27 protein-coding genes are annotated in these 21,224 nt (G+C 62.1%); 12 read left to right on the forward strand and 15 right to left on the reverse strand.

The window, feature by feature from the left end:
* Positions 1–41: 41 nt before the first annotated feature.
* The 3 genes from KSS96_RS17080 to KSS96_RS17090 all read right to left on the reverse strand — a co-directional run bounded on the left by KSS96_RS17080 (position 42) and on the right by KSS96_RS17090 (position 1,544).
* On the reverse strand, positions 42–485 hold the full coding sequence (locus KSS96_RS17080; RefSeq protein WP_217855126.1) for a hypothetical protein: 444 nt from the start codon (positions 483–485) through the stop codon (positions 42–44).
* A 67-nt stretch (positions 486–552) separates the two neighbouring features.
* Complete coding sequence (locus tag KSS96_RS17085; RefSeq protein WP_065878735.1) at positions 553–1,098, reverse strand: putative natural product biosynthesis protein; 546 nt, start codon at positions 1,096–1,098, stop codon at positions 553–555.
* Positions 1,099–1,160: 62 nt separating this feature from the next.
* Positions 1,161–1,544, reverse strand: coding sequence for a DUF2946 domain-containing protein (locus tag KSS96_RS17090; protein ID WP_017527299.1), 384 nt, complete (start codon positions 1,542–1,544; stop codon positions 1,161–1,163).
* A 181-nt stretch (positions 1,545–1,725) separates the two neighbouring features.
* On the opposite strand from KSS96_RS17090, the gene KSS96_RS17095 reads away from it, so the two are divergent.
* Both KSS96_RS17095 and KSS96_RS17100 read left to right on the forward strand, forming a co-directional pair.
* Positions 1,726–2,331, forward strand: a complete 606-nt coding sequence (locus KSS96_RS17095) for an SCO family protein (protein WP_003174593.1) — start codon at positions 1,726–1,728, stop codon at positions 2,329–2,331.
* Positions 2,331–2,798 carry a copper chaperone PCu(A)C gene (locus tag KSS96_RS17100; protein WP_017527298.1) on the forward strand — a complete coding sequence of 156 codons (468 nt, stop codon included), beginning with the start codon at positions 2,331–2,333 and terminating at the stop codon, positions 2,796–2,798. The genes KSS96_RS17095 and KSS96_RS17100 overlap by 1 nt, the downstream gene beginning before the upstream one ends.
* A gap of 57 nt (positions 2,799–2,855) precedes the next feature.
* Here the strand turns inward: KSS96_RS17100 and KSS96_RS17105 are convergent, their stop codons facing one another.
* Positions 2,856–3,185 carry a DHCW motif cupin fold protein gene (locus KSS96_RS17105; protein ID WP_017527297.1) on the reverse strand — a complete coding sequence of 110 codons (330 nt, stop codon included), beginning with the start codon at positions 3,183–3,185 and terminating at the stop codon, positions 2,856–2,858.
* A 151-nt stretch (positions 3,186–3,336) separates the two neighbouring features.
* Between KSS96_RS17105 and KSS96_RS28445 the strand changes: the two genes are divergently transcribed.
* On the forward strand, positions 3,337–3,594 hold the full coding sequence (locus tag KSS96_RS28445; RefSeq protein WP_065878733.1) for a DUF8757 domain-containing protein: 258 nt from the start codon (positions 3,337–3,339) through the stop codon (positions 3,592–3,594).
* Here KSS96_RS28445 and KSS96_RS17110 read toward each other — a convergent pair.
* Positions 3,551–4,057 (reverse strand): DUF488 domain-containing protein, encoded by a 507-nt coding sequence (locus tag KSS96_RS17110; RefSeq protein WP_324256287.1) that lies wholly within the window; start codon positions 4,055–4,057, stop codon positions 3,551–3,553. The two genes, KSS96_RS28445 and KSS96_RS17110, sit on opposite strands and share 44 nt — an antisense overlap.
* Positions 4,058–4,521: 464 nt before the next feature.
* Positions 4,522–4,992, reverse strand: coding sequence for a GNAT family N-acetyltransferase (locus tag KSS96_RS17115; RefSeq protein ID WP_065878731.1), 471 nt, complete (start codon positions 4,990–4,992; stop codon positions 4,522–4,524).
* Between the two features lie 81 nt (positions 4,993–5,073).
* Between KSS96_RS17115 and KSS96_RS17120 the strand changes: the two genes are divergently transcribed.
* Positions 5,074–5,565 carry a GNAT family N-acetyltransferase gene (locus KSS96_RS17120; RefSeq protein WP_017527294.1) on the forward strand — a complete coding sequence of 164 codons (492 nt, stop codon included), beginning with the start codon at positions 5,074–5,076 and terminating at the stop codon, positions 5,563–5,565.
* A 17-nt stretch (positions 5,566–5,582) separates the two neighbouring features.
* Positions 5,583–6,008, forward strand: coding sequence for a GNAT family N-acetyltransferase (locus KSS96_RS17125; protein ID WP_017527293.1), 426 nt, complete (start codon positions 5,583–5,585; stop codon positions 6,006–6,008).
* 22 nt (positions 6,009–6,030) lie between these two features.
* On the opposite strand, the gene KSS96_RS17130 is transcribed toward KSS96_RS17125, so the two are convergent.
* Entirely contained in the window at positions 6,031–7,254 is a 1,224-nt protein-coding gene (locus KSS96_RS17130) for a TPM domain-containing protein (protein ID WP_065878728.1), read from the reverse strand.
* Positions 7,255–7,382: 128 nt separating this feature from the next.
* On the opposite strand from KSS96_RS17130, the gene KSS96_RS17135 reads away from it, so the two are divergent.
* Positions 7,383–8,198, forward strand: coding sequence for an alpha/beta fold hydrolase (locus tag KSS96_RS17135; RefSeq protein WP_065878727.1), 816 nt, complete (start codon positions 7,383–7,385; stop codon positions 8,196–8,198).
* Positions 8,188–9,330, forward strand: coding sequence for a PAS domain-containing sensor histidine kinase (locus KSS96_RS17140; RefSeq protein WP_017527290.1), 1,143 nt, complete (start codon positions 8,188–8,190; stop codon positions 9,328–9,330). Before KSS96_RS17135 ends, KSS96_RS17140 begins: the two co-directional genes overlap by 11 nt.
* Here KSS96_RS17140 and dapF read toward each other — a convergent pair.
* Positions 9,318–10,121: a diaminopimelate epimerase gene (dapF, locus tag KSS96_RS17145; protein WP_017527289.1), complete on the reverse strand. Its 804-nt coding sequence runs from the start codon at positions 10,119–10,121 to the stop codon at positions 9,318–9,320. The genes KSS96_RS17140 and dapF overlap by 13 nt on opposite strands.
* Positions 10,122–10,198: 77 nt before the next feature.
* Here dapF and KSS96_RS17150 point away from each other — a divergent pair, with 77 nt between their 5' ends.
* On the forward strand, positions 10,199–10,738 hold the full coding sequence (locus tag KSS96_RS17150; protein ID WP_217855128.1) for a P-loop nucleotide/nucleoside kinase family protein: 540 nt from the start codon (positions 10,199–10,201) through the stop codon (positions 10,736–10,738).
* Here the strand turns inward: KSS96_RS17150 and KSS96_RS17155 are convergent.
* Positions 10,690–12,291 carry a L,D-transpeptidase family protein gene (locus KSS96_RS17155; protein ID WP_065878724.1) on the reverse strand — a complete coding sequence of 534 codons (1,602 nt, stop codon included), beginning with the start codon at positions 12,289–12,291 and terminating at the stop codon, positions 10,690–10,692. The two genes, KSS96_RS17150 and KSS96_RS17155, sit on opposite strands and share 49 nt — an antisense overlap.
* A 39-nt stretch (positions 12,292–12,330) precedes the next feature.
* Here KSS96_RS17155 and KSS96_RS17160 point away from each other — a divergent pair, with 39 nt between their 5' ends.
* Positions 12,331–13,041, forward strand: a complete 711-nt coding sequence (locus KSS96_RS17160) for a murein L,D-transpeptidase catalytic domain family protein (protein ID WP_017527286.1) — start codon at positions 12,331–12,333, stop codon at positions 13,039–13,041.
* A 30-nt stretch (positions 13,042–13,071) separates the two neighbouring features.
* Positions 13,072–13,818, forward strand: coding sequence for a creatininase family protein (locus KSS96_RS17165; protein ID WP_017527285.1), 747 nt, complete (start codon positions 13,072–13,074; stop codon positions 13,816–13,818).
* Positions 13,819–13,874: 56 nt separating this feature from the next.
* On the opposite strand, the gene KSS96_RS17170 is transcribed toward KSS96_RS17165, so the two are convergent.
* Both KSS96_RS17170 and KSS96_RS17175 read right to left on the reverse strand, forming a co-directional pair.
* Positions 13,875–14,207, reverse strand: a complete 333-nt coding sequence (locus KSS96_RS17170; RefSeq protein WP_026067221.1) for a hypothetical protein — start codon at positions 14,205–14,207, stop codon at positions 13,875–13,877.
* A 50-nt stretch (positions 14,208–14,257) separates the two neighbouring features.
* Positions 14,258–14,902: an ATPase gene (locus tag KSS96_RS17175; protein ID WP_065878723.1), complete on the reverse strand. Its 645-nt coding sequence runs from the start codon at positions 14,900–14,902 to the stop codon at positions 14,258–14,260.
* Positions 14,903–15,032: 130 nt separating this feature from the next.
* On the opposite strand from KSS96_RS17175, the gene KSS96_RS17180 reads away from it, so the two are divergent.
* Complete coding sequence (locus KSS96_RS17180; protein WP_065878721.1) at positions 15,033–15,305, forward strand: hypothetical protein; 273 nt, start codon at positions 15,033–15,035, stop codon at positions 15,303–15,305.
* On the opposite strand, the gene yfcF is transcribed toward KSS96_RS17180, so the two are convergent.
* Both yfcF and KSS96_RS17190 read right to left on the reverse strand, forming a co-directional pair.
* Entirely contained in the window at positions 15,280–15,912 is a 633-nt protein-coding gene (gene yfcF, locus KSS96_RS17185) for a glutathione transferase (protein WP_068935785.1), read from the reverse strand. The two genes, KSS96_RS17180 and yfcF, sit on opposite strands and share 26 nt — an antisense overlap.
* 96 nt (positions 15,913–16,008) lie before the next feature.
* Positions 16,009–16,545 (reverse strand): DUF924 family protein, encoded by a 537-nt coding sequence (locus tag KSS96_RS17190; protein ID WP_217855129.1) that lies wholly within the window; start codon positions 16,543–16,545, stop codon positions 16,009–16,011.
* 132 nt (positions 16,546–16,677) lie between these two features.
* Between KSS96_RS17190 and KSS96_RS17195 the strand changes: the two genes are divergently transcribed.
* Positions 16,678–17,832, forward strand: a complete 1,155-nt coding sequence (locus KSS96_RS17195) for an acetyltransferase domain-containing protein (protein WP_065878714.1) — start codon at positions 16,678–16,680, stop codon at positions 17,830–17,832.
* A 68-nt stretch (positions 17,833–17,900) separates the two neighbouring features.
* Here the strand turns inward: KSS96_RS17195 and metE are convergent, their stop codons facing one another.
* Together metE and KSS96_RS17205 are read right to left on the reverse strand one after the other, a co-directional pair.
* Complete coding sequence (gene metE / locus KSS96_RS17200) at positions 17,901–20,189, reverse strand: 5-methyltetrahydropteroyltriglutamate--homocysteine S-methyltransferase (protein WP_068935783.1); 2,289 nt, start codon at positions 20,187–20,189, stop codon at positions 17,901–17,903.
* Between the two features lie 199 nt (positions 20,190–20,388).
* Positions 20,389–21,222: a phosphodiesterase gene (locus KSS96_RS17205; RefSeq protein ID WP_026067220.1), complete on the reverse strand. Its 834-nt coding sequence runs from the start codon at positions 21,220–21,222 to the stop codon at positions 20,389–20,391.
* Between the last annotated feature and the right edge of the window lie 2 nt (positions 21,223–21,224).

Here is a 21,224-nt window from a genome sequence, read left to right on the forward strand (position 1 = left end):
CGGTGCGACGCCACGGCGCACCTTGATATGCATCAAGGGCGCTACCAGGTGAGGTAGAACATGCTCTTGGCCAGTAGCACGATGGCGACCATATGGCCGAACAGGCTCAGGTGCACCAGACGGATATAGCGCGCGCTGACGCTGCCCCAGCGCATGCGCGCCATGGTCAGCAAAAAATGCGCGAGCACGCTGGCGGCCAGGACCAGCTTGAGCGTCAACAAGGTGCCGAATGAGGAGGCCCAGGGGGCGGCGAGCACGGGCCGGTAACGCAACCAGACCATGCCGAGCCCCGCGCCGAACAGCACCAGCAATACCCAAGGCATCAGCGCCCGGGCGCGCCGACCGACACCCTGCTCCACCAACACCATCACGCGGGCCGGCAACAGCCAGTGCAAATGCCCCAGGATCAGCACCTCGAAAAACACCGTGCCGATAAAAATCAGCGCAGCAAACAGGTGGGCCAGAAGAAACAACAGATAAAGCATGATGGCCTCGCAGGTCGCGCCGGGCCTCCAGTGTGAGGGCCGGCGTCAGCGTGCGCCTTGATGCCGGTCAAGGCACCGGCAGCCAACCGCTGAAACCACCGCGCGCCGCCAGCGGGCACCAGGCGAAGTCCCCCTCCGAGGGCGGCAAAGGCCGTTGTTCGGCGTGGGGGGGCGGGGCGTTTTTCCAATCGAACACCTTTAGCCCTTTCCAGGCGAGCACCACGCCATGGGCCGGGCTGTCATCGGTGTTGGCCCAGCACGCAGCGGCGGCGGCCATGAAGGCTTCGATCGGTTCGTCGTCGACCTGCATGCGATACGACGAGCCGAGCAGCCAGCGGCAGACGTTCAGGTGGTAGGTCCAATCCCGCGCCGGCCGGTTGCGATAGGCCCAGGTCATGAAGCTGCGAAACAGGTTCAAGCCGTCGGGCGGGTCGAGCTTGAGCAAGGCCGGGCAGATGTCGAACAGGCTGTGCCAGTACGGCAACAGGCGTGCATCCAGGTGCACGAAGCTACGGGCATTGCTTGGGTATTCCGCCCGCGCCGGTTCCGCGCGCGGGCGACGGGATGCCTTGCTCACCAAGTGACGGGCACCTGCAGGCAATTGAGGGTTCATAACATGCACTCACAGTCGTGACGATAGAACGCCGCCTGATCACAGGAGGCACAGGGCACACGTCAGAATGCGGGTGAAGCGCGGGGGTTGGCCGAGGGCCAGGCGTAACGCGGCGGCGCCTTGTTGCGTTGGGCACAGGCACGGCGTGGGGTTTGCCCCAGGCCCAGCAGCCAGGCCAGGCCGATCAGGAACACCAGGGCGACGGTCAAGGCGGCGCACACCGGGCAGGCAAAGTAGTTCGAGATGTTGCTGGAGGCTGCGTCGTTTAACCCTTTGTCGGAAAGTGGCGCCTGTTTACCGCTCACCGAACAGAACGCCCCACCGATCCCGTTGAGCTCCTGGCCCATCATCCGGCCATGGCCCAAACCGCACGCGAACAGGTTCATCAGCACGCAGAAGTACAGGGTCCAGGCGATCAGTGAACGGTCGGGGTGGCTTGAATTCATGGCGGCGACTCTACCACCGAAGCCGCAAAGGGACGAAACGCAGCGCGCCCCTGTGGCAGAACGTCGCAGATTACGCACGCAGGCCTGGGTTGGTAGACTGGGCGCCCTCCTCGTTTACTCCTTTTCAAAGCCTGATGTGTAGATCCAGAGCAATGCAGGCGTTTCACAGGACGCACAGTTGATGAGTACGTTATTCACCCGCCGCAAGGTCCTCACCGGCATGAGCCTGCTGGGTCTGGGCCTGCTGGCCGGTTGTGACAACAGCCCCCGATTGAACTTCAAGTACGGCAAGGACTTGAGCGACAAGATCATGGGCCGCACCTTCAAGCTCAAGAACACCGAGGGCGACACCGTCACCCTCAGTTCCTACCGTGGCCTGATGCCGGTGGTGTTCTTCGGTTTCACCCAGTGCCCGGCCGTGTGCCCCACCACACTGGCTCGCGCCGCCCAGGCCAAGAAGCTGATGGGCCGTGACGGCGAGATCATGCAGGTGATTTTCATCACCCTGGACCCGGAGCGCGACACACCGGAAATTCTCGACAAGTACGTCAAGGCCTTCGACCCCAGCTTCGAAGCGCTCTACGGCACCCCGGAAGAAATCGCCGTGGCCGCCAAGGAGTTCGGGATCTTTTATGAAAAAATCCCCGCCGGCGACACCTACACCCTGTCGCACACCGCCACCAGTTTTGTCTTCGACACCCGTGGCAACCTGCGCCTGGGCCTGCAGGCGTCCCTTACCGCTAAAGAGTGCGCAGAAGACCTGCTCACCGTCATGGAGGTCTGCTAATGACTGCCGTTCAACACCTCAAGCGCTTGACCTTAAGCCTCGCCCTGCTGGGTTTCGCCGCACACGCCAGCGCCCAGGTGCAAGTGACCGACGCCTGGGTACGCGCCTCGGTGCCGGGCCAGCCATCCAGCGGCGCGTTCATGACCGTCACCGCCGACAGCGACAGCAAATTGCTGCGTGTGGCCTCGCCGGTGGCCAAAGACGTACAGATCCATGAAATGAGCATGCGCGACGACGTAATGCGCATGGGCCCGGTGGACTCGGTTGCGCTGCCGGCCGGCAAAGCGGTCAAGCTCGACCCGAACGGTTATCACGTGATGCTGATGGGCCTGACCGGGCAGATCAAGGAAGGCGACCAGGTGCCACTGACCTTGACCGTGGAAAACGCCAAGGGGGAAAAACAGACGGTTGACGTGACTGCAACCGCGCGTGGGTTGGATGGCATGGACCATAGCCAGATGCACTGACACACAACGGTTCAACTGTGGGAGGGGGCTTGCTCCCTACCACAGGTATCCAGGCCCTCAATCCACGATAAATAGCTTCGCCCCAACGCTCGTCGAAGAGCGATGCGCCTCCATGTCATTGCCCACCTGGTAACTCATCCCGGCCGTCAGCGTGAACCGGCGACCGTCTTGCAACTCCGTGTGCAACTCGCCTTCCAGGCACAACAGCACATGCCCACGCGTACACCAATGATCGGCCAGGTAGCCTGGGGTGTATTCCACTGTGCGTACGCGGGTGGTGCCGAAATGGCGGGTACGCCATAGCGCGCTGCCCGTGACGCCGGGATGAACGACGGGGTCGACGGTGGACCAGTCGGTGGTACCAAAGGGGACAGCGGTGAGGTCCATGGGTGCTCGGTCGTCAGTTAGCGTGGTGTGAGGCTAGTCGCCCCGAGCGATGGGCGATAGGCACAGATGGCAGGGTTTTTTGGGATACAGGCGGTGGGGACTTTTCGGAGTTTGCGCCGACAAGGATCTAGGCGCCTCGCGTGATCTATCCATGTGTAGTTACAAGTCTTTCTGGCAGCTCTTCGATGACTGGGAAGCCAGCCAGCTCTATCGAAATGTGTTTCGCAAACACGGGGCAAACGGCTGGGAAGTCCCGTTCAGACACAAATTGGAAACCGAACTAACCACCAAGGATTTAATGCTGTTAATGGGCACCCTCCATCGTTTTCCGGGACAGTGGCTGATTGTCAGCCTGATTTATCCGCCTAGGCGACCGACAGCAGGCGATCAGCAAATGGCTCTGTTCTGAGAGGTAGATGCTGGGTTTGCAGCGAACTGTCCAGCCCCTGGGCTGCTTCAGCGATCAGGCTGCGATGACAAAAAGCAGCGTCCGCCTCATAACAGACCATGCAGATCCGCTGGTCAGCCGTGCTGCACACTAACGCTTTGAGCACCGTGCCTTGAGTGCGGATATACGCTCGAAAGCCGCAAGCATACGCAGCCCAGTCTCCGTCCTCCTTGTATTGCTTGCGTATCGGTTTAGGGCAACCCAGCGCACGACTATGTTCGTAGGCGATGCCTTCAGCGGCCAGACACTGGGCAAAGGCATTGTTGGAGAAGCCCTTTTTGCGCGATAGCGGGTATTCACGCACATCCAGCACCTTGTCGATCCCGGCCTGCTTCAGGCGCGCGATGAAGGCATTGAGACTGAGGCCCTCATAGCCTGCGGTGTAAAGGTTTATGCAGATTCTCCTGGAGTCTCCCGGCGCGATTAAGGGTAAAAAACGCCGGGACTATATCATCGGTGACAATGGGTCAGGCTTTGAGAATGACGGGCGCAGCAGAAGGTTTACGGTCAAGTGTGCGGACGGACGCGGTTCGCCAGTAGCATGGTTACATCCTCTTGATTGCACCTCGACGGAGGGCACTTTTTGTTCGCCCCGTCGCCGATTTTGGTCAGCGACGGGGTTTCGCAGCACTACACACTAGAATCAACCTGCACAGTCATCAGACCCGCAGGCGGAGCCCGCCTGCGTCTCGATTTATGGCTACTATGCGTGGGAGACCTTCCGGTCTGCCGGGGGTGATTCTTCCTGGTCTGCAAACCCGCGCACAGCTGCCACCCAGACTGTATCGCAGCGGCAAGGTGGTCGTCCTTTTTGTAGCGCCTCCATCGCGGCCTCGCCAAAGCTCGAGCGCTCACACCGATGGGCTCCTGCGTCGTTGAAAGAGTGCCTTACGCACTTAGTCGCTTAGCCATCGGGATACACGCCAACGTCAACCCCGAGGGCGAATGGTAAATAGCCTGCCGCTCGCCCACATATCCACACGCCCGATAGAAGCTCGCGGCATTCAATGTCGCATCCAGCACCACTTCCTTTATCTCCAATGCCCGCGCAACGTCTTCAAGGTGGTCAAGCATCGCCTTGCCGTACCCGCGCCCGATGAATTGCGGCAGCACAAACAACGCGCCCACTTCGTTGTTGGCAAGGTCGAGCATGCCGGTGGCAACAGGCTCATCGTCTATCCAGCCCAGGTAGAACGGTTTATCCATCAACGCGCTGTAGCCATCCTCGGCCCGGCCTCGGGTCCAGAGCGCCATTTGCTCAGCGGTGTAGGCGCCGATGCATTGGCCGCGTATGGCTTCGCGGCGGATGTTGAAAGCGGCATCGGCATCCTCGGGTGTGGCGCGTTTTATTTTCAGCAAGGGGTCCTTCCTTTATCTGTTTTTGGTGCCCTGTCGGTTTGTATTTATCATATGGCCTTTCCCTCCCCCCCAGGAACCCGCATGCCCGCCCTCACCCTGCGCAACGCCCTCCCCGCCGACGCCGCCCGCTGCTTCGAGATTGAAACCAGCGCCTATGAAGGCGACGAAGCCGCGACCCTGGAAAAAATCGCCACGCGCATTGCGCAGTACCCGCAAGGCTTTCTGATTCTGGAAGCCGACGGCGAGGTGGTGGGGTTTATCAACAGTGGTTGCGCCCACGAAGTGGTGATGTCCGACGAGGCGTTCAAGGAGTTGGTGGGGCATGCGCCCGAGGCGCCGAATGTGGTGATCATGTCGGTGGTGGTCGACCCCGCGCATCAGCGCAACGGCTACGCCCAGCGGCTGATGAGCGAGTTTGTGCGGCGCATGCAGGCGCTGGGCAAGCGCACGATTCACTTGATGTGCAAGGCGCGGCATGTGCCGTTGTACGAACATATGGGCTACACCTATGTGCGGCCTTCACCCTCGGATCATGGCGGCATGGCGTGGCATGAGATGGTGATGGCGCTCTAACAGACGGAGAGTTCGTAATGACCGCACCGATTATTGAAATCAGCGACCACGCCAACCCCGACGCCGAGCGCGTGCTGGGCAGTGGCTTGGCCGCGTTCAACGAAGGTGTCACCGGCTACAACGACCGCCTGCCGCTCACCGTGTTGATCAAGGACCCCGAGACCCGGCAGGTCATCGGCGGCATCACGGGTAAAACCACGCTGGGCATGGCCTTTCTCGACCTGTTCCACGTGCCCGCCACCCTGCGCGGCACAGGCCTGGGCAGCCGTTTGCTGCAAGCCTTTGAGGACGAAGCCCGGCGCCGAGGCTGCCTGAATGCCGTGCTGTACACCATCAGCTTCCAGGCGCCGGGGTTTTACGAGAAGAACGGCTGGGTGCGGTTCGGCGAAATACCCTGTGCGCCAGAGGGCAGCAGCCGGGTGTTTATGTCCAAGCGGCTGTAACGGCGAGCGGAAAAGCGCGTTACTACCAGCTCCCCGAAGCCCCGCCGCCGCCGCTGGAACCGCCACCACCAGAAGAGCTGTTGGAACTGCTGGAGCTCGAGCTGGAATCCGAGCTTGAGCTAGAGCTTGAGCTTGAATCCGAATCCGAACTCGACCCCGACCCGCCGCTGGTCTTGATGAAGATGAACAGCGCCGCAAACGAGGCGATGGGGAATGCAAACAGCCAGCTGTTGCGCCCTAGGTCCATCAGCGTTCCCGCCGCTACATACACCGCCACCGCCGCCAGCAACCGCGCGATAAAACCCGCGCGGCTTTGCTTCCAGGCCGCCCGCATGACCGCGAACAGCACCAGGTACAGCCCCAGCACCACCAACACACCCAGCGGATACGCCAGCCAATGGCTGAAATTGACCTCGGCGAACTGATGATTCACCACAACCAGGCCCAGGATGTAGGCCAGCAACCCGATGACGCCATAAAACACCGCGCGCGCCAGCCACAACGCGCCGAACGTCGCGCCGCCGATCAGCATGACCAGCGGCATCACCAGCAGGCACAAAAGCCATTCGCTACCACCGCCAAAAATCGCCAGCAACAGCGTAACCGCCACTGCGGCAATCAAGGCGCGGCGCCAATGCAGCTTGCCGGCGGCGAGCAGTACACCGCCGACGGCGCCCGCGATAAATGCCAGCAGCATCGCGATGATCTGGAGGTTTACCCCAGGTTTGGCGACCTCGGGCAAGTCGCCGCCGTCCACCAGCATGACCAGGTCATCGACGCCCTGGCTGATGCCGCCCGCATAGTCGCCCTGACGAAACGCCGGCTTGATGCGTTCTTCAATGATGCGGTGGGACAACAGGTCCGTGACGGTGCCTTCCAGGCCATAGCCCACTTCGATGCGCACCTTGCGATCATCCTTGATCACCAGCAGCAGAATGCCGTCGTCGACGTCCTTGCGCCCCAGTTTCCAGGCGCGGAACAGTTGGTTGGTGTACTCCTCGAGGTTCGCGTCGCCGAGGGTGGGCACCAGCAACACGGCCACTTGCGCGCCTTTGCGCTGCTCAAGGGCGGCGAGTTGGTCTGCCAGACGGGTGGTGGTGTCGGCATCCAGCGTGTTGGTCAGGTCAATCACCCGCTGGTCGAGCGCCACGCCAATGGGCGAAGAGCCAGCCTGGACGGTGCTAAACAGGCTGGCGCACGCCAGCACCAGCAGACTCAAGACAGATTGCCGCAACCACCGCATCATGTTTGTTACCTGAAGTGTCTTCCTGAAGGCGCCGACTGTAACCTATCAGCGCTATAACGCGTGACCCAAAGCGGTCGGCTATCTAAACTGCGCCACATCCAGCAATACGCCAATACGTCGAGATCACCATGGACTTACGCCACCGCAACAACGTCAACGTGATGGGCAACGGGACCTCGACCCTGGTGTTTTCCCATGGCTTTGGCTGCAACCAGGCCATGTGGAATTACCTGGCGCCCTCGTTCAAAGAGCGTTTTCGCGTGGTGATGTACGACTTGGTAGGCGCCGGTCTTTCCGACCTCAAGGCCTTCGATAAAACCAAGTACGGCGCGCTGGACGGTTATGCCCGCGACCTTAACGAGATCATCGACGCCTATGCCGAAGGCCCGGTGATTCTGGTGGGGCACTCGGTCAGCGCGATGATCGGTGCCCTTGCCGACCGCCTGGTGCCGGGACGTATCGCGGCGCATGTGATGATCGGCCCGTCGCCGCGCTACATCAATGCAGACGGCTACGTGGGCGGTTTCAAGCGCAGCGACATCGACGAACTGCTCGACACCCTCGACGGTAATTACCTCGGCTGGTCCAGCGCCATGGCCCCGGTGATCATGGGCGCGCCTGACCAGCCCGCGCTGGGCGTGCAGTTGACCGACAGCTTCTGCCGCACCGAACCGGACATCGCCAAGCAATTCGCGCGGGTGACCTTCCTGTCGGACAACCGCCAGGACGTGATCGGCCTGACCACGCCGGTGCTGATCCTGCAATCGAGCGACGACCTGATTGCCCCCATCGCCGTGGGTGAATACCTGCACAGCGTGTTGCCCAACAGCACCTATTGCCTGGTGGACAACGTCGGCCATTGCCCGCACATGAGCGCGCCGCAAGCCTGTGCGGCCGCCATGGCCGCTTTCCTCGCGCCCTGGATGGCCGCGCGTGTCGGCTGAAGTGTTCGACAGCGCCGCCTGCGCCCTGGCCGTCACCGCCGAGGACGGCACCATCCTGCAAGCCAATGCGCGCTTCAGCAATTGGCTGGGGTTCAGCCTCAGCGAGCTGTGCAGCCGGCGCTTCCAGGACCTGCTGACCATGGGCGGGCGGATTTTCCACCAGACCCACTTGGCGCCCATGCTGCGCATGCACGGCAGCGTGACCGAAGTGAAGCTGGACATGCTGCACCGCGACGGGCACAAGGTGACCGTGCTGCTCAACGGTAACAAGCGTGAACAGGCCGACGCCGTGGTGTACGACCTGGCGCTGTTCGGCACCACCGACCGCGACAAGTACGAGCGCGAACTGCTCAACGCACGCAACCTGGCCGAAGCCCTGCTGCAGGAAAAAACCGCCACCGAAGCTGCGCTGCATCAGGCCCAGGCCGAGCTGAAAGAGGCCTATGCCATCTCCCAGCGCCGCGCGCTGTTTGCCGAGCAGATGGTGGCGATTGTCAGCCATGACTTGAAGAACCCCCTCACGGCCATCCGCCTGGCCTCGGACTTTCTCAGCCGTGGCGAGCGCACCGCCAAGGAGCGCCAGTTGCTTGGGCAAATCGGCCTATCGTCCGAACGCGCCCAGCGCATGATCGCCGACCTGCTGGACTTCACCCAGGCCAGGGTCGGCCACGGCATCACCATCAAGGCGGCACCGTTGGCGCTGCATCAGGTGATTGCCCACGCGGTGGACGAACTGCGCGTGGCATTCCCCAAGGCGACGCTGGTGCATCACGCCGAAGGCCAGGGCGACGCCTGCCTGGACGCCGACCGCGTGCAGCAGATCATCGGCAACCTGGTGGCCAACAGCGTGGCCTATGGCGACCTGCAACGGCCGATCACCATCACCTCGCGGCTGGGTGGTGGCGCATGCGAGGTGGCCGTGCACAACGACGGCGCGGTGATTCCCGAAGCGCTGCTGGCGGTGCTGTTCGAGCCCATGACCCGGGGCACCGACCAGGGCAGTGAGGTGCGCAGTGTGGGGCTGGGCCTGTATATCGTGCGCGAATTGGCCAAGGTGCACGGCGGTGACGTGGCGGTACGCTCCTGTGCCACGGGCGGCACCACATTTACGGTGACGTTTCAGTACAAATAGGCGCTGCCCTGCATGATCGGTTCCACACTGCCGGTCAACACCACGCCGCCCTGCCCGTCCCACTGCACCGTGAGCGTGCCGCCGTCGCATAGCACCTGCACCGTGGCATCCAACAAGCCTCGGCGGATGCCATTGACCACCGCCGCGCAGCAACATGAGCCGGAACCCAGCGGCACACCGCCGCCTCGTTCCCAGATGCGCAGGCGGATCTGCCCACGGTCAAGCACCTGCACAAAATGCACGTTGGTCCTGGCCGGGAACAACGGGTGAGTTTCCAGGGCCGGGCCCGCGACTGCCACATCGACGGCGGCCATGTCGTGCACAAAATACGTGCAATGCGGGTTGCCCATGCTGCACGCCGCCGGGTCGCCTGCGATCGCCAAAGTGCGCGTGTCCATGGCCCCGGCCAGCGGCACGCTCGCCCAATCCAGTGAAGGTTCCCCCATGTTCACCGACACCCGGCGGCCCGACTCGCGCACGCAGGTCAGCAAGCCACGGTCGGTGCGCAGCACAATCGAATGGCTGCCGGTTTCATGCATCAAGCGCTCGGCCACGCCGCGGGTGGCGCTGCCACAGGCGGCCAGCGGTGTGCCGTCGGCGTTCCAGAATTTGACGCGCGCGGCGGCGTCTTCGCAGTCGAGCACCACCGCTAACTGATTGAAACCGATGCCGGTGTGGCGGTTGCCCAGGCGGCGGGCGATTGGCGCGGTGATCGGGTCGTCCTGGCCACGACGGTCGACGATGATGAAGTCGTCGCCATGGGCATGCATTTTTACGAACGGCAAGGGCATGGGCTGTCCTGGGATCGACCGGTGGGGAATGGGAGGATACCCTGAAGCCGCCCACTGACCTATCGAAGGATCGCAGCATGCTTATCGTCTTCAGCGGCCTGCCCGGCACCGGCAAAACCACGATTGCCCGCGAGTTGGCGTGCCGGATCGGTGCGGTTTACCTGCGCATCGATGTGATCGAACAAGCGCTGCGCGATGCCGGTATGTTGCCGGGCGCCAGCGGCTATGGGGTGGCGAATGCGCTGGCGCTGAGTAACTTGACGGTGGGGCATACCGTGATTGCCGACTGCGTGAACCCCGTGCGCGAAAGCCGCGCAGCCTTCACGGCAAGCGCAGCAGCGGCAGGCGTTGCGTTGCTCGATATCCAAGTGGTTTGCTCAGACGTCCAGGAACACCAACGCCGTGTCGAAAGCCGGGTGAGCGACATTCCAGGGCACACGCCACCCACCTGGCAATCGGTAGTGGCCCATGAGTACGAGGACTGGGACGAGGCGCCAATGACCATCGACACCGCACACATCACATCAGCGCACGCCGTGGAAACCATCACCCGGCATTTGTCTTGTACTCAGAGCACACTCCCCATCGCCTTCATCAACACCAGGTCCCGCGCATAGATATCCGGCGCATACACCAGCCCACCCTCGCGGTCGACTTCGACCGTCCAATACCCCAACAACACCGGCACCGGCGTGGCCAGCCTGAATTCGTGGGTCACGCCGGTGGCCAGCAGTTCATCGGTGCGCGCGCGTTCGGCCGGGCTGACCAGCAGGTCGCGCAGCAGCAACGGTTGCTCGACCCGCACACAGCCGGAGCTGAACGCACGTGGGCCTTTGGTGAACAGGGGCTGGCTGGGGGTGTCGTGCAGGTACACCGAGTACGGGTTGGGGAAACGCATCACGATCTTGCCCAATGGGTTGCGCGGGCCGGCTTCCTGGCGCAGCAGAATATTGCCGGGGCGCGCCCAGTCGATCAACTCGGGCGCCAGCGGGTGGCCTTCGGCGTCGAGTACTTGCAGGTTTTGCTGGCGCAGGTATTCGGGGTTGAGGCGGATGGCCGGGAGTTTGTCCTCGCGCATGATGGTGGGCGGGATAGTCCAGGTAGGGTTGAGGGTCAGCCGGGTAATGCGCGATTTGAGCAACGGCGTCTGGCGTTCTGCTCGCCCCACCTGCAGACGGGTTTGCCACACGGGGATACCGCTCTGGTACACGCTCAGTTGCGCGGCGGCAACGTTGACCAACACGCCTTCGGGCTCCAGGTCCTGTGCCAGCCAGCGAAAACGTTCAAGGTTGATGCGCAGTTGTTCGCGGCGAATCGCCGGGCTGATATTGAGTTCTGCCACGGTGCCGGCACCGATCACGCCGTCCGATTGCAGCGAGTGGCTGAGCTGGAAAGCCTTGACCGCCGCGACCAGTTCGGCGCGGTATTGCCTGTCGCCGCCCTTGGGTTCGCTGGGCAAATAGCCGCCGCTGTAAAGCCGGCGCGCCAGTTCCGGTACGCGCGGGTCTTCCATGCCGGGGCGCAGTAACGGCCCGCTGCCGACCGGGTCCCAATGCGGCAGCGGTTGCTGGCGCACGCTGGCATAGGCGTTGCGCAGGCTGCGGTAAAGATCGGCGCTGGGGCGCGCCTGGTCGAAGGCTTGCGCCATGTCGTGCAGGCCGACGGCGGCAAGGGCCAGCACAGCGGCGTTGGGGTCGCCGGCGGGCGGCTGCGAATGCCACAGCGGTTCGAAGCGCGATTGCTGCAGGCGCCCGAAGTGCAAATCCTGCAGGGCCTGCAGGTAGTGCTGGCTGCTGCCGATATCGCTGCACAGCACGTTTTGCGTGGCGTGTGGCGCAGGCAGGCTATAGTGGGTGGGGTCCAGGCCATCATCGGCGAGCATCAGCAATTGCGTGTGCAGCGCTTGGCGGCGCGTCTCGTCTGACCACAACGGGACATCGCCTTGCTGCTGGTACAGGGCTTGCAAGCGTGCAAGCGCTGGCGCATCGAGATGCTGCGCCAGATCGGGACACACGCTGGGCAACTGCGCCAGGGCCTGTTGCACTGGCGCCAGGTCCAACGGCGCCGGCGTGCTGACCGGCAACGGCTGCACCGGCAGCGCTTCGGCTGTGGCGACCAATGGTGCAACGAGCAAGCAAATGCTCAAGTAACATGCGTGTTTTTTGAACAATGACTTTGCTCCAATCCACAGTGGGGAGTTGTACTGTAGATGCTGACTTTTATGTGCCGCCTCGGCGCGGTCGTCGTACTGGCTATATTGAGCAACTCTGCGCTCGCCGCCAACGGCAATCCTCCGTCCTTGTATAACAGCCTGGCGCGCTCGGCTCCAGAACTCAATCCCACTGTACTCAAAAGCGCCCTGAACGCCATGCAGTGCGCGGTCAGCAATGGTGAGGAACGCTCCGAGCGCCTGGCCGTGATTGATTACTCCCAGCCCTCGACCGCCCGTCGCCTATGGATCTTCGACCTGCGCAAGAAAACCCTCGTGCTGCGTGACCTGGTGGCCCACGGCGCCAAGTCCGGGGAAAACTTCGCCACCCAGTTCTCCAACCTCGAAGGCAGCCACCAATCCAGCCTGGGTTTGTTCCGCACCCAGGAAAGCTACCTGGGCACCCATGGTTATTCGCTGCGCATGGACGGCCTGGAGCCGGGGTTCAATGACCTGGCCCGCGACCGCGCCATCGTGATCCATGCCGCCGACTACGTAAGCCCGTTGTGGAGCAAGCGCGAAGGCCGTATCGGCCGCAGCCAGGGTTGCCCGGCGGTACGTCCGCAGGTGGCGCGCCAAGTGGTGGACAAACTCAAGGATGGGCAGTTCATGTTTTCGTGGTACCCCGACCAGCGCTGGTTGAAGTCCTCGACGTACCTCAATTGCAAACCCCAACAGGTGGCCAGTAGTCGTACAATCCGTGGCGGTTAGCCTGTCCCCACAGATAAAAGAGAGCTTCGAATGCTTCTACATCAATCGACCTGGATCGAGATCGGGCAATTCCTGGAGCGCAGCCGCACGGTGGTGATCCCCATTGGCTCCAACGAGCAGCACGGCCCCACCGGCCTGCTGGGCACCGACTGGATGTGCCCGGAAATCATCGCCCATGAGGCGCAAAAAAACGCCGACATCCTGATCGGCCCCACCTTCAATATCGGCATGGCCCAGCACCACCTGGGGTTTCCCGGCACCATCTCCCTGCGCCCGTCCACCTTTATTGCCGCGATTGGCGACTGGGTGCGCTCGCTGGCCGGGCATGGTTTCGACAAGATCCTGTTCCTCAACGGCCACGGCGGCAACATCGCGACGATTGAAGCGGCCTTTTCCGAGCTGTACGCCGAAGCCAGCTTCGCCCGCCGCCCGGCCGGGTTCGCATTGAAGTTGGTGAACTGGTGGGACCTGGACGGCGTCAACGAGTTGGCGCACCGCCAGTTCCCGGTGGGCCATGGCAGCCATGCCACGCCATCGGAAATTGCCGTGACGCAATGGGCCTACCCGGAGGCGATCAAGTCGGCCGACTATTCGCCACAAATCGCCAATACCGGGCCGATCCGCGAAGCCCTGGACTTCCGGGCGCGCTTCCCGGACGGGCGCATGGGCTCGGACCCGGCGCTGGCGACGGTGGAGAAAGGCGGTGAATTGGTGGCGTTGGCGGCCGGCGGCCTGGTCAAAGTAGTCGAAAACTTCAGCAACGAAGCACGACCTTAAGTCATACAAAAATCCACTGTGGGAGGGGGCTTGCTCCCTCCCACAGGATGGGTGTGTTACTTACAGTCCTGTGCGGCCAGTTCAAGCCGCGACGGCGTAATGGTCGATGCCAGCGGTTTGCGCTCATACAAAAACACCTTGGCGCCCTCTCCGGCCTTGTAGGCCTCCAGCACATCGTCGGCGGCGATCTTGCTGGTCAGCACCACCCTGGCATGACGCGAATTCTGCGTCACGGTGGAGGTGATGCCGTGTTTTTCCAGCTTGGGCAGCACGCACTGCATATAGGCTTCGGGGGCCTTGCTGGTTTGCAAGGTCAAGGTTGGCGTATTGGGGGCGGACACACAGCCGGTCATCAACAAGGCCGCAGCCGGTACGAAAAAAGCGCGCATGAACAAATCCTGGGTCGAAAAGATAAAGGCCAAAAAAATAAAAGCTCACATCAACTTGCGCGAACCAGCGCCTTGAGCGACGCATCGAACTGCTTCAAGGCATCGAGCTGCACATCGCGCTGCTGCTCGATCTGCGCGGCAATCTCCGGCGCGGCCTTGTCGCGTACCCACACCGACGCCACCTGCTTGTGCACCGAGCCTTCGGCCTTGGCGATGTATTGCAGATCGGCGTCATAGAACCGCGCAATAAACCGCGCCTCGACCTCGTCGTTACGCTGGGTCAGTAATTGGTTATGGGTATCGAGCATCACCACCACGTCAGGATGAGCTTGCACAAGAGCATCCAGCGTGTCGTAGACAGTGACGGACGCAAAGGTTCCCTGCAGCGAGTTCATTAACCAATCAATCGCCAGTTCCGGGTCGGAGCTGTTGATGAATGCCTGGCGGATACGCCCGTCGAGGGCATCCTTGGCGCCATTCATAGCCATGGCGTGGTAGCGTTCGAGGTAGCTGAGGTTGTCGCGCGTATTGTCGCTCAACAACACACCCACCGATTGCGCGTGCTGCAAGGAGTTTACGCCAGTGCCGATAGGTAGCAAATGGCCTGTACGCAGATCACCGGCCATGGCCGCGTTGTTCAGCGCCACAGTGCCCAGCATCAGGGCCATCAAAGCCCATTGAATAATCGTCCTCATCGCGCATTTCCTTGAACAGCGTTTCGATGGGGCGATTTTGCGCTTTCCCGGCAAAAACAGAACTTGCGTTACGTGATGGTGACTATTATCTGAAGCGATAGTGTCACGACAAAACCTATAAGGACTTGCCATGAAGCCCCACCAGAAAACCTTCGACCGCATCCGCGAAGCCGTCTTGCCGGAGTACCGTGACCGCGTCGCCGATTACCTGATCGAGTACGAACAGGTGCTGCTGGACGCAGCGGCAGACGCGGACCAGGTCAACGCCAACGCCCAGCAACTGCGCGGTTACCTGCGCGGCTTGAACACCACGCGGGTGCTGGGCATGGCCGATTGGGAAGACCTGGACCGGCGGGTGGAGCACATCACCGCAAAGGCTACAGCGCCGGACGTGGCTGATTGACCCACTCTTGTACCGAGGGCCGCTGCCATTGCCGCTCGGCGTATTTCACCAGCTCAGGCGGCACCTCGTCGCCATTGAGGATCAGGCGGTTGAGCATCACGGCCAGGTCCACATCGGCAATCGACCACGCGCCAAACAGGTACGGCGGGTTGCCCGCCAACAATGCCTGCGCCGCATTGATCAACTTGCGCGCGGCCGCTTGAGTCTCAGCCGACAGCGGCGGTTTCTTCTGCCCGCAGAACACCACCAGCGTGGAGCGTTCCTGGCGGATCGGCAGCAGATCGCTGCGCAACCACGCCTGCACCTGGCGCGCCCTCGCCCGTTGCTTGGGGTCGGCCGGGTACACCGCTGTTTCCGGGTAGACCGCTTCCAGGTACTCGGTGATCGCCGAAGACTCCGACAACGCGAAGTCGCCTTCTATCAGGGTCGGGACGCGCTGGGTCACAGACAGTCGGGCGTAGTCGGGGGTCTGGTTTTGCGCAGCGTCCAGGTCCAGGGTGACCAGATCGAAGGCCAGGCCCTTTTCCCGCAGGGTGACGAACACTGACATCGCGTAAGGGCTGGTAAACAACGAATCCACATAAAGGCGCAACGGGCTCTGGCTCATGGGCAATCTCCTTGAATGAGCCCTCACGCTACGAGATGTTCGCGGATAAAGACAATGCAGGGTTTTTATGGGGGCATTCCTGCTGGGAATAGCGCACTAGCCGGCAAACCCGCCTGCCGCGAGAAAGGCCTGCTCCGCGGGGGTGGAGACCCTGGCCAAGACCTCGTTGCGATGAGGAAACCGTGCGAAGCGCTCAATGATGTTGGCGTGCTCCTTGGCCCAGTGATACGTGTTTTTATCCAGATGCCGGTTCAGTTCCAGCGAACGCTGCTGGTCGCTGGGAGATTCCGAGTGTTCGAACGGCAAATAACAGAACGCGCGTAAAGACGGTTCGATCTGTTGATCCAGGCCGGCTCCCACCATGCGATGGGCATATAGCCGCGCCAGCGGGTCGGTGGCGAACATATGCGCCGTGCCGCGAAACGCATTGCGCGGGTACTGGTCGAGCAGGATCAACAAGGCCAACGCGCCTTCGGCTGAGCCCAACCAGCTTTCCAGCTCACGCCGGGCGGCTTGCAGGTGAGTGGAGTAGAAGGTATCGCGAAACCTGGCGTCGAAGGCATCGTCCTTGGCGAACCAGCGTTTGGGGCCGGCGTTTTTCCAGAAATCGATGACGGATTGCACAGTCTGCATGCTAGGTCCTCTGACAGCGGATGGGCTGACGGTAGCAGAATCCTGGCCGGGCGAAAGCCAAATGGCGACACCTCGCGCCGATTAATGTTATAGGATAACGCCCTCTTTCCGCCCTGCCCTGCGACCTTTTCCATGACTGACGCTGCCCCTCTGCGCCAACGCCTGCTCAGCATCGACGCCCTGCGCGGCCTGGTGATCCTGTTCATGCTGCTCGACCACGTGCGCGAAACCTTCCTGCTGCACCGCCAGGTCGGCGACCCCATGAGCATCGACACCACCGAACCCGCGCTGTTTATCAGCCGCACCCTTGCCCACCTGTGCGCGCCGGTGTTCGTGCTGCTCACCGGGCTGTCGGCGTTTTTATACGGCCAGAAATACCAGGGCCGGCGCGACGTGTCGGCGTTCCTGTTCAAGCGCGGGTTGTTTCTGGTGGTGCTGGAATTCACCTTGGTCAACTTCGCCTGGACCTTCCAACTGCCGCCCAGCGTGGTCTACATGCAGGTGATCTGGGCGATCGGCGTGAGCATGCTCGCCCTCGCCGCCTTGGTCTGGTTGCCGCGCCCGCTCTTGATCGCGCTGGCGCTGGTGATCATCGGCGGGCACAACCTGTTGGATGGGCTGCACTTCACGCCCGGTTCGCCGGCGCAAACGTTGTGGTCGATCCTGCATGAACGCAGTTGGATTCAAGCGTCCGATACCCTGCGCCTGCGCATTACCTACCCGGTGCTGCCGTGGATCGGGGTGATCGCCCTGGGCTATGGCATCGGCCCCTGGTTTGCCAACGGCATGCCGCCGGCGTTGCGCCAGCGCTACCTGTTAGTGGGTGGGGTGAGCGCGCTGGTGGGCTTTGTGCTGGTGCGCGCGGCGAACGGGTATGGCGAGAAACCTTGGCAGGCCTACGAAAGCGGCGTGCAGACGTTGATGAGCTTTTTCAATGTAACCAAGTACCCGCCTTCGCTACTGTTTCTGGCATTGACGCTGGGGGTTGGGTTGTTGCTGTTGCTGGCGTTGGAACGCGCGGGGCATCGACGTTGGATCGGCGTGTTGGCGGTGTTTGGTTCCGTGCCGATGTTCTTCTACCTGCTGCATCTTTATGTGCTCAAAGTGCTGTATATCGCCTGCGTTGCGTTGTTTGGGCTTAACCACGGCAACTACTTTGGGTTTGATGGCATGGGCGCCGTGTGGCTCGCGGCGTTGCTGCTGCCGCTGGCACTGTACGCGCCCGTGCGTTGGTTCGCCGGGCTGAAAGCACGGCGACGGGACCTGGCCTGGCTCAAATACCTCTGACGCGATAGGGACTGAATGTGGGAGGGGGCTTGCCCCCTCCCACATTTGGATTGCATTCGACTCGCCAATCAAGCCAGTTCAGCTCGCAGTTGCCGGGCGGCCGCCACCATATGAATCAACGCCGCCTCCGTCTCCGGCCAAGCCCGTGTCTTCAACCCGCAATCGGGGTTAACCCACAACCGCTCGGCCGGAATGCGTGTGGCTGCCTTGCGCAGCAGGCCGGCCATTTGCGAGGCATCCGGTACCCGTGGCGAGTGGATGTCATAGACGCCCGGGCCGATGTCATTCGGGTAAGCGAAGGCTTCGAACGCGTCCAGCAGTTCCATGTCCGAGCGCGAGGTTTCGAGGGTGATCACGTCGGCATCCATCGCCGCGATGGACTCGATCACATCGTTGAACTCGCTGTAGCACATGTGCGTGTGGATCTGGGTTTCATCACGCACACCGCAGGCGCACAGGCGGAACACTTCGGTGGCCCAGTCCAGGTAATGCCGCCACTGCGCCTGGCGCAACGGCAGGCCTTCGCGGAATGCGGCCTCGTCGATCTGTACGATCTTGATACCCGCCGCTTCCAGGTCCAGCACTTCGTCGCCAATGGCCAAGGCCAACTGGCGAGCCTGCACTTCGAGGCTCACGTCTTCACGTGCGAAGGACCACATCAGCATGGTCACCGGGCCGGTCAGCATGCCTTTCATCACCTTGCTGGTCAGGCCTTGGGCATAACGGATCCACTCCACAGTCATGGCCTTCGGGCGGCTCAAGTCGCCGACAATCACCGCCGGTTTCACGCAGCGCGAACCGTAGCTTTGCACCCAGCCGAAGCGCGTGAACACGTAGCCCTCCAGTTGCTCGGCGAAGTACTCGACCATGTCGTTACGTTCGGCCTCACCGTGCACCAGCACATCCAGCCCGAGGTTTTCCTGCACCTGTACGGCGTGCTTGATCTCGCTGTGCATGGCTTCGACGTAGTCGGCTTCACTCAACTTGCCGGCCTTGTAAGACTGACGCGCCAGACGGATCGATGCGGTTTGCGGGAACGAACCGATGGTGGTGGTCGGGAACAGTGGCAAGTTGAGGCCGGCGCGCTGTTTGTCGATACGCTGGGCAAACAGCGACTGGCGTTGGCTGTGCTTGGCGCTGATGGCTGCAACACGCGCTTGTACGGCGGGTTTGTGAATACGCGGTGATGCGGCGCGGGCGGCGTGCACGGCGCGGCTGTCAGCCAGGGCCGCGCGTACGTCGGGGGCTTCGGGCCGGCTGACCGCCTGGGCCAGCACCGCCACTTCGGCGCACTTTTGCACGGCGAAGGCCAGCCAGCTTTTCAACTCGTCGTCCAATTGGTCTTCACGGCCCAGGTCCACCGGGCTGTGCAGCAGCGAGCAAGACGGCGCCACCCACAGGCGCTCGCCGAGTTTTTCATGAGCATGCTGCAAGGTCGCCAGGGCCTGTTCCAAGTCGCAACGCCACACGTTACGACCATTGACCACCCCCAGGGACAACACCTTGTAAGCAGGCAGACGATCAAGGATGGTCGGGTATTGATCTGCGGCACGCACCAGGTCGATATGCAGGCCATCGACCGGCAGGTTGGCGGCCAGGCCGAGGTTTTCTTCCAGCCCACCGAAATAGGTGGCCACCAGTTTTTTCAGCGGGTCGCGCTGGATCAGGTTGTAGGCGCGCTCAAAGGCGTTTTTCCATGCCTGCGGCAGGTCGAGTACCAGGATCGGCTCGTCGATCTGCACCCATTCCACACCCAGCTCGGCCAGGCGCTGGAAGATCTGGCCGTATAGCGGCAGCAGGCGCTCCAGCAGGTCGAGTTTGTCGAAGTCGGCGCCCTTGGCCTTGCCCAACCACAGGTACGTCAGCGGGCCGATGATCACCGGCTTGACGCTGTGGCCCAGCTCACGGGCTTCCTGCACTTCCTCGAAGAGTTGGTCCCAACCCAGGTGGAACTGCTGGTCGGCGCTGAATTCCGGCACCAGATAGTGATAGTTGGTATCGAACCACTTGGTCATTTCCTGGGCGTGGGCACCACCGCAGCAACTGTCGCTGACGCCACGCGCCATGCCGAACAGCGTGTGCAAGGTGACATGGCCGTCAGCCGGGCGGAAACGCTCGGGGATCACGCCAAACATCAGCGAATGCGTGAGTACCTGGTCGTACCAGGCGAAGTCACCGGCGGGCAACAGCTCAATACCGGCCTGCTTCTGCAGATCCCAATGGGCCTTGCGCAAGTCACGGCCCACGGCGCGCAGGCCGGCTTCGTCAAGTTCGCCCTTCCAAAACGCTTCCTGCGCTTTTTTCAGTTCACGATCGCGTCCAATACGCGGAAATCCAAGGGAATGAGCGACTGCCATGACTGATAACTCCACTGCCAATATTCAATGGCAGCCATTGTCGGCGGGCGACGATAGTGAGACAAACTCATTTTATTTTAGATCATCACGAGTTTTGCTCATGTACGCAGACAAGCCTGTTTGGCCGGAAAGCGTGCTCCCACTGGATCGCGCAGCAGCTCAAAATCACTTACTCACTGACTGAAACCTGTGTAAAGCCTCAGTCAATCAAGCCATGCGCGTCATAAAACGGATACGGGCCCGGGTAGTCCCCGAACACGCCGTTGTGGCTGATCAGCCCCTGTTGCGCGTCCCAGCGATGCAACAGATACCCCGCCGGTTCCAGGTTGAAATGCGCGGGTGCCGCTGCCTGCAAATCCAGCACGATCTGATGGGACGTGCCGGGGCACACACAGCTGAGGCTGCCACCGAAGCGTCGCTGCATCGGTCGGTGCAGGTGCCCGCATAACAGGCGTTCTACTTGGGGGTGCCGGGCGACGACGGCTTCCAGGGCGGTGGCATTGATAAAGGGTTCGCGGTCCATATGGCCGATGCCGCTGATAAAGGGCGGATGGTGCAGGATCAGCAAGGTCGGCACATCAGGGCGCAACGCCAACTGTGCGTCGAGCCACTGCACTTGGCTGTCGAGTAACTGGCCACCATGGCCGCCGGGAATGGTGGAATCCAAACCGATCAGCCGCAGCGGGTGCGCGTCCACCACCCAATCCAACGGGCCGTCGGCCGAACGCGGCAAATAGGCGTGGTCACTGAATGCATCCAACAGCGGCCCACGGCTGTCATGGTTGCCCGGCACCAGGTAGCACGGCATGTGCAGGCGCGCGAGTTGCGGGTGCAGCACGGCGTATTCATCGGCGCGGCCGAAGTCCACCAGGTCGCCGCTGACCACCACGATATCCGGCCGCGGCCGGCTGGCGTTCAGATGGTCGATGGCGCGGCGCAGTGCGCCCAGGGTATCCACAACCCCATAGGTGAGGCGCTGGCCGGCTTTAAGGTGCAGGTCACTGATGTGGGCGACTAGAAACGGACGATTCACAG

The sequence above is a fragment of the Pseudomonas asgharzadehiana genome (genome assembly GCF_019139815.1).
Classification (GTDB): Bacteria; Pseudomonadota; Gammaproteobacteria; order Pseudomonadales; family Pseudomonadaceae; genus Aquipseudomonas; species Aquipseudomonas asgharzadehiana.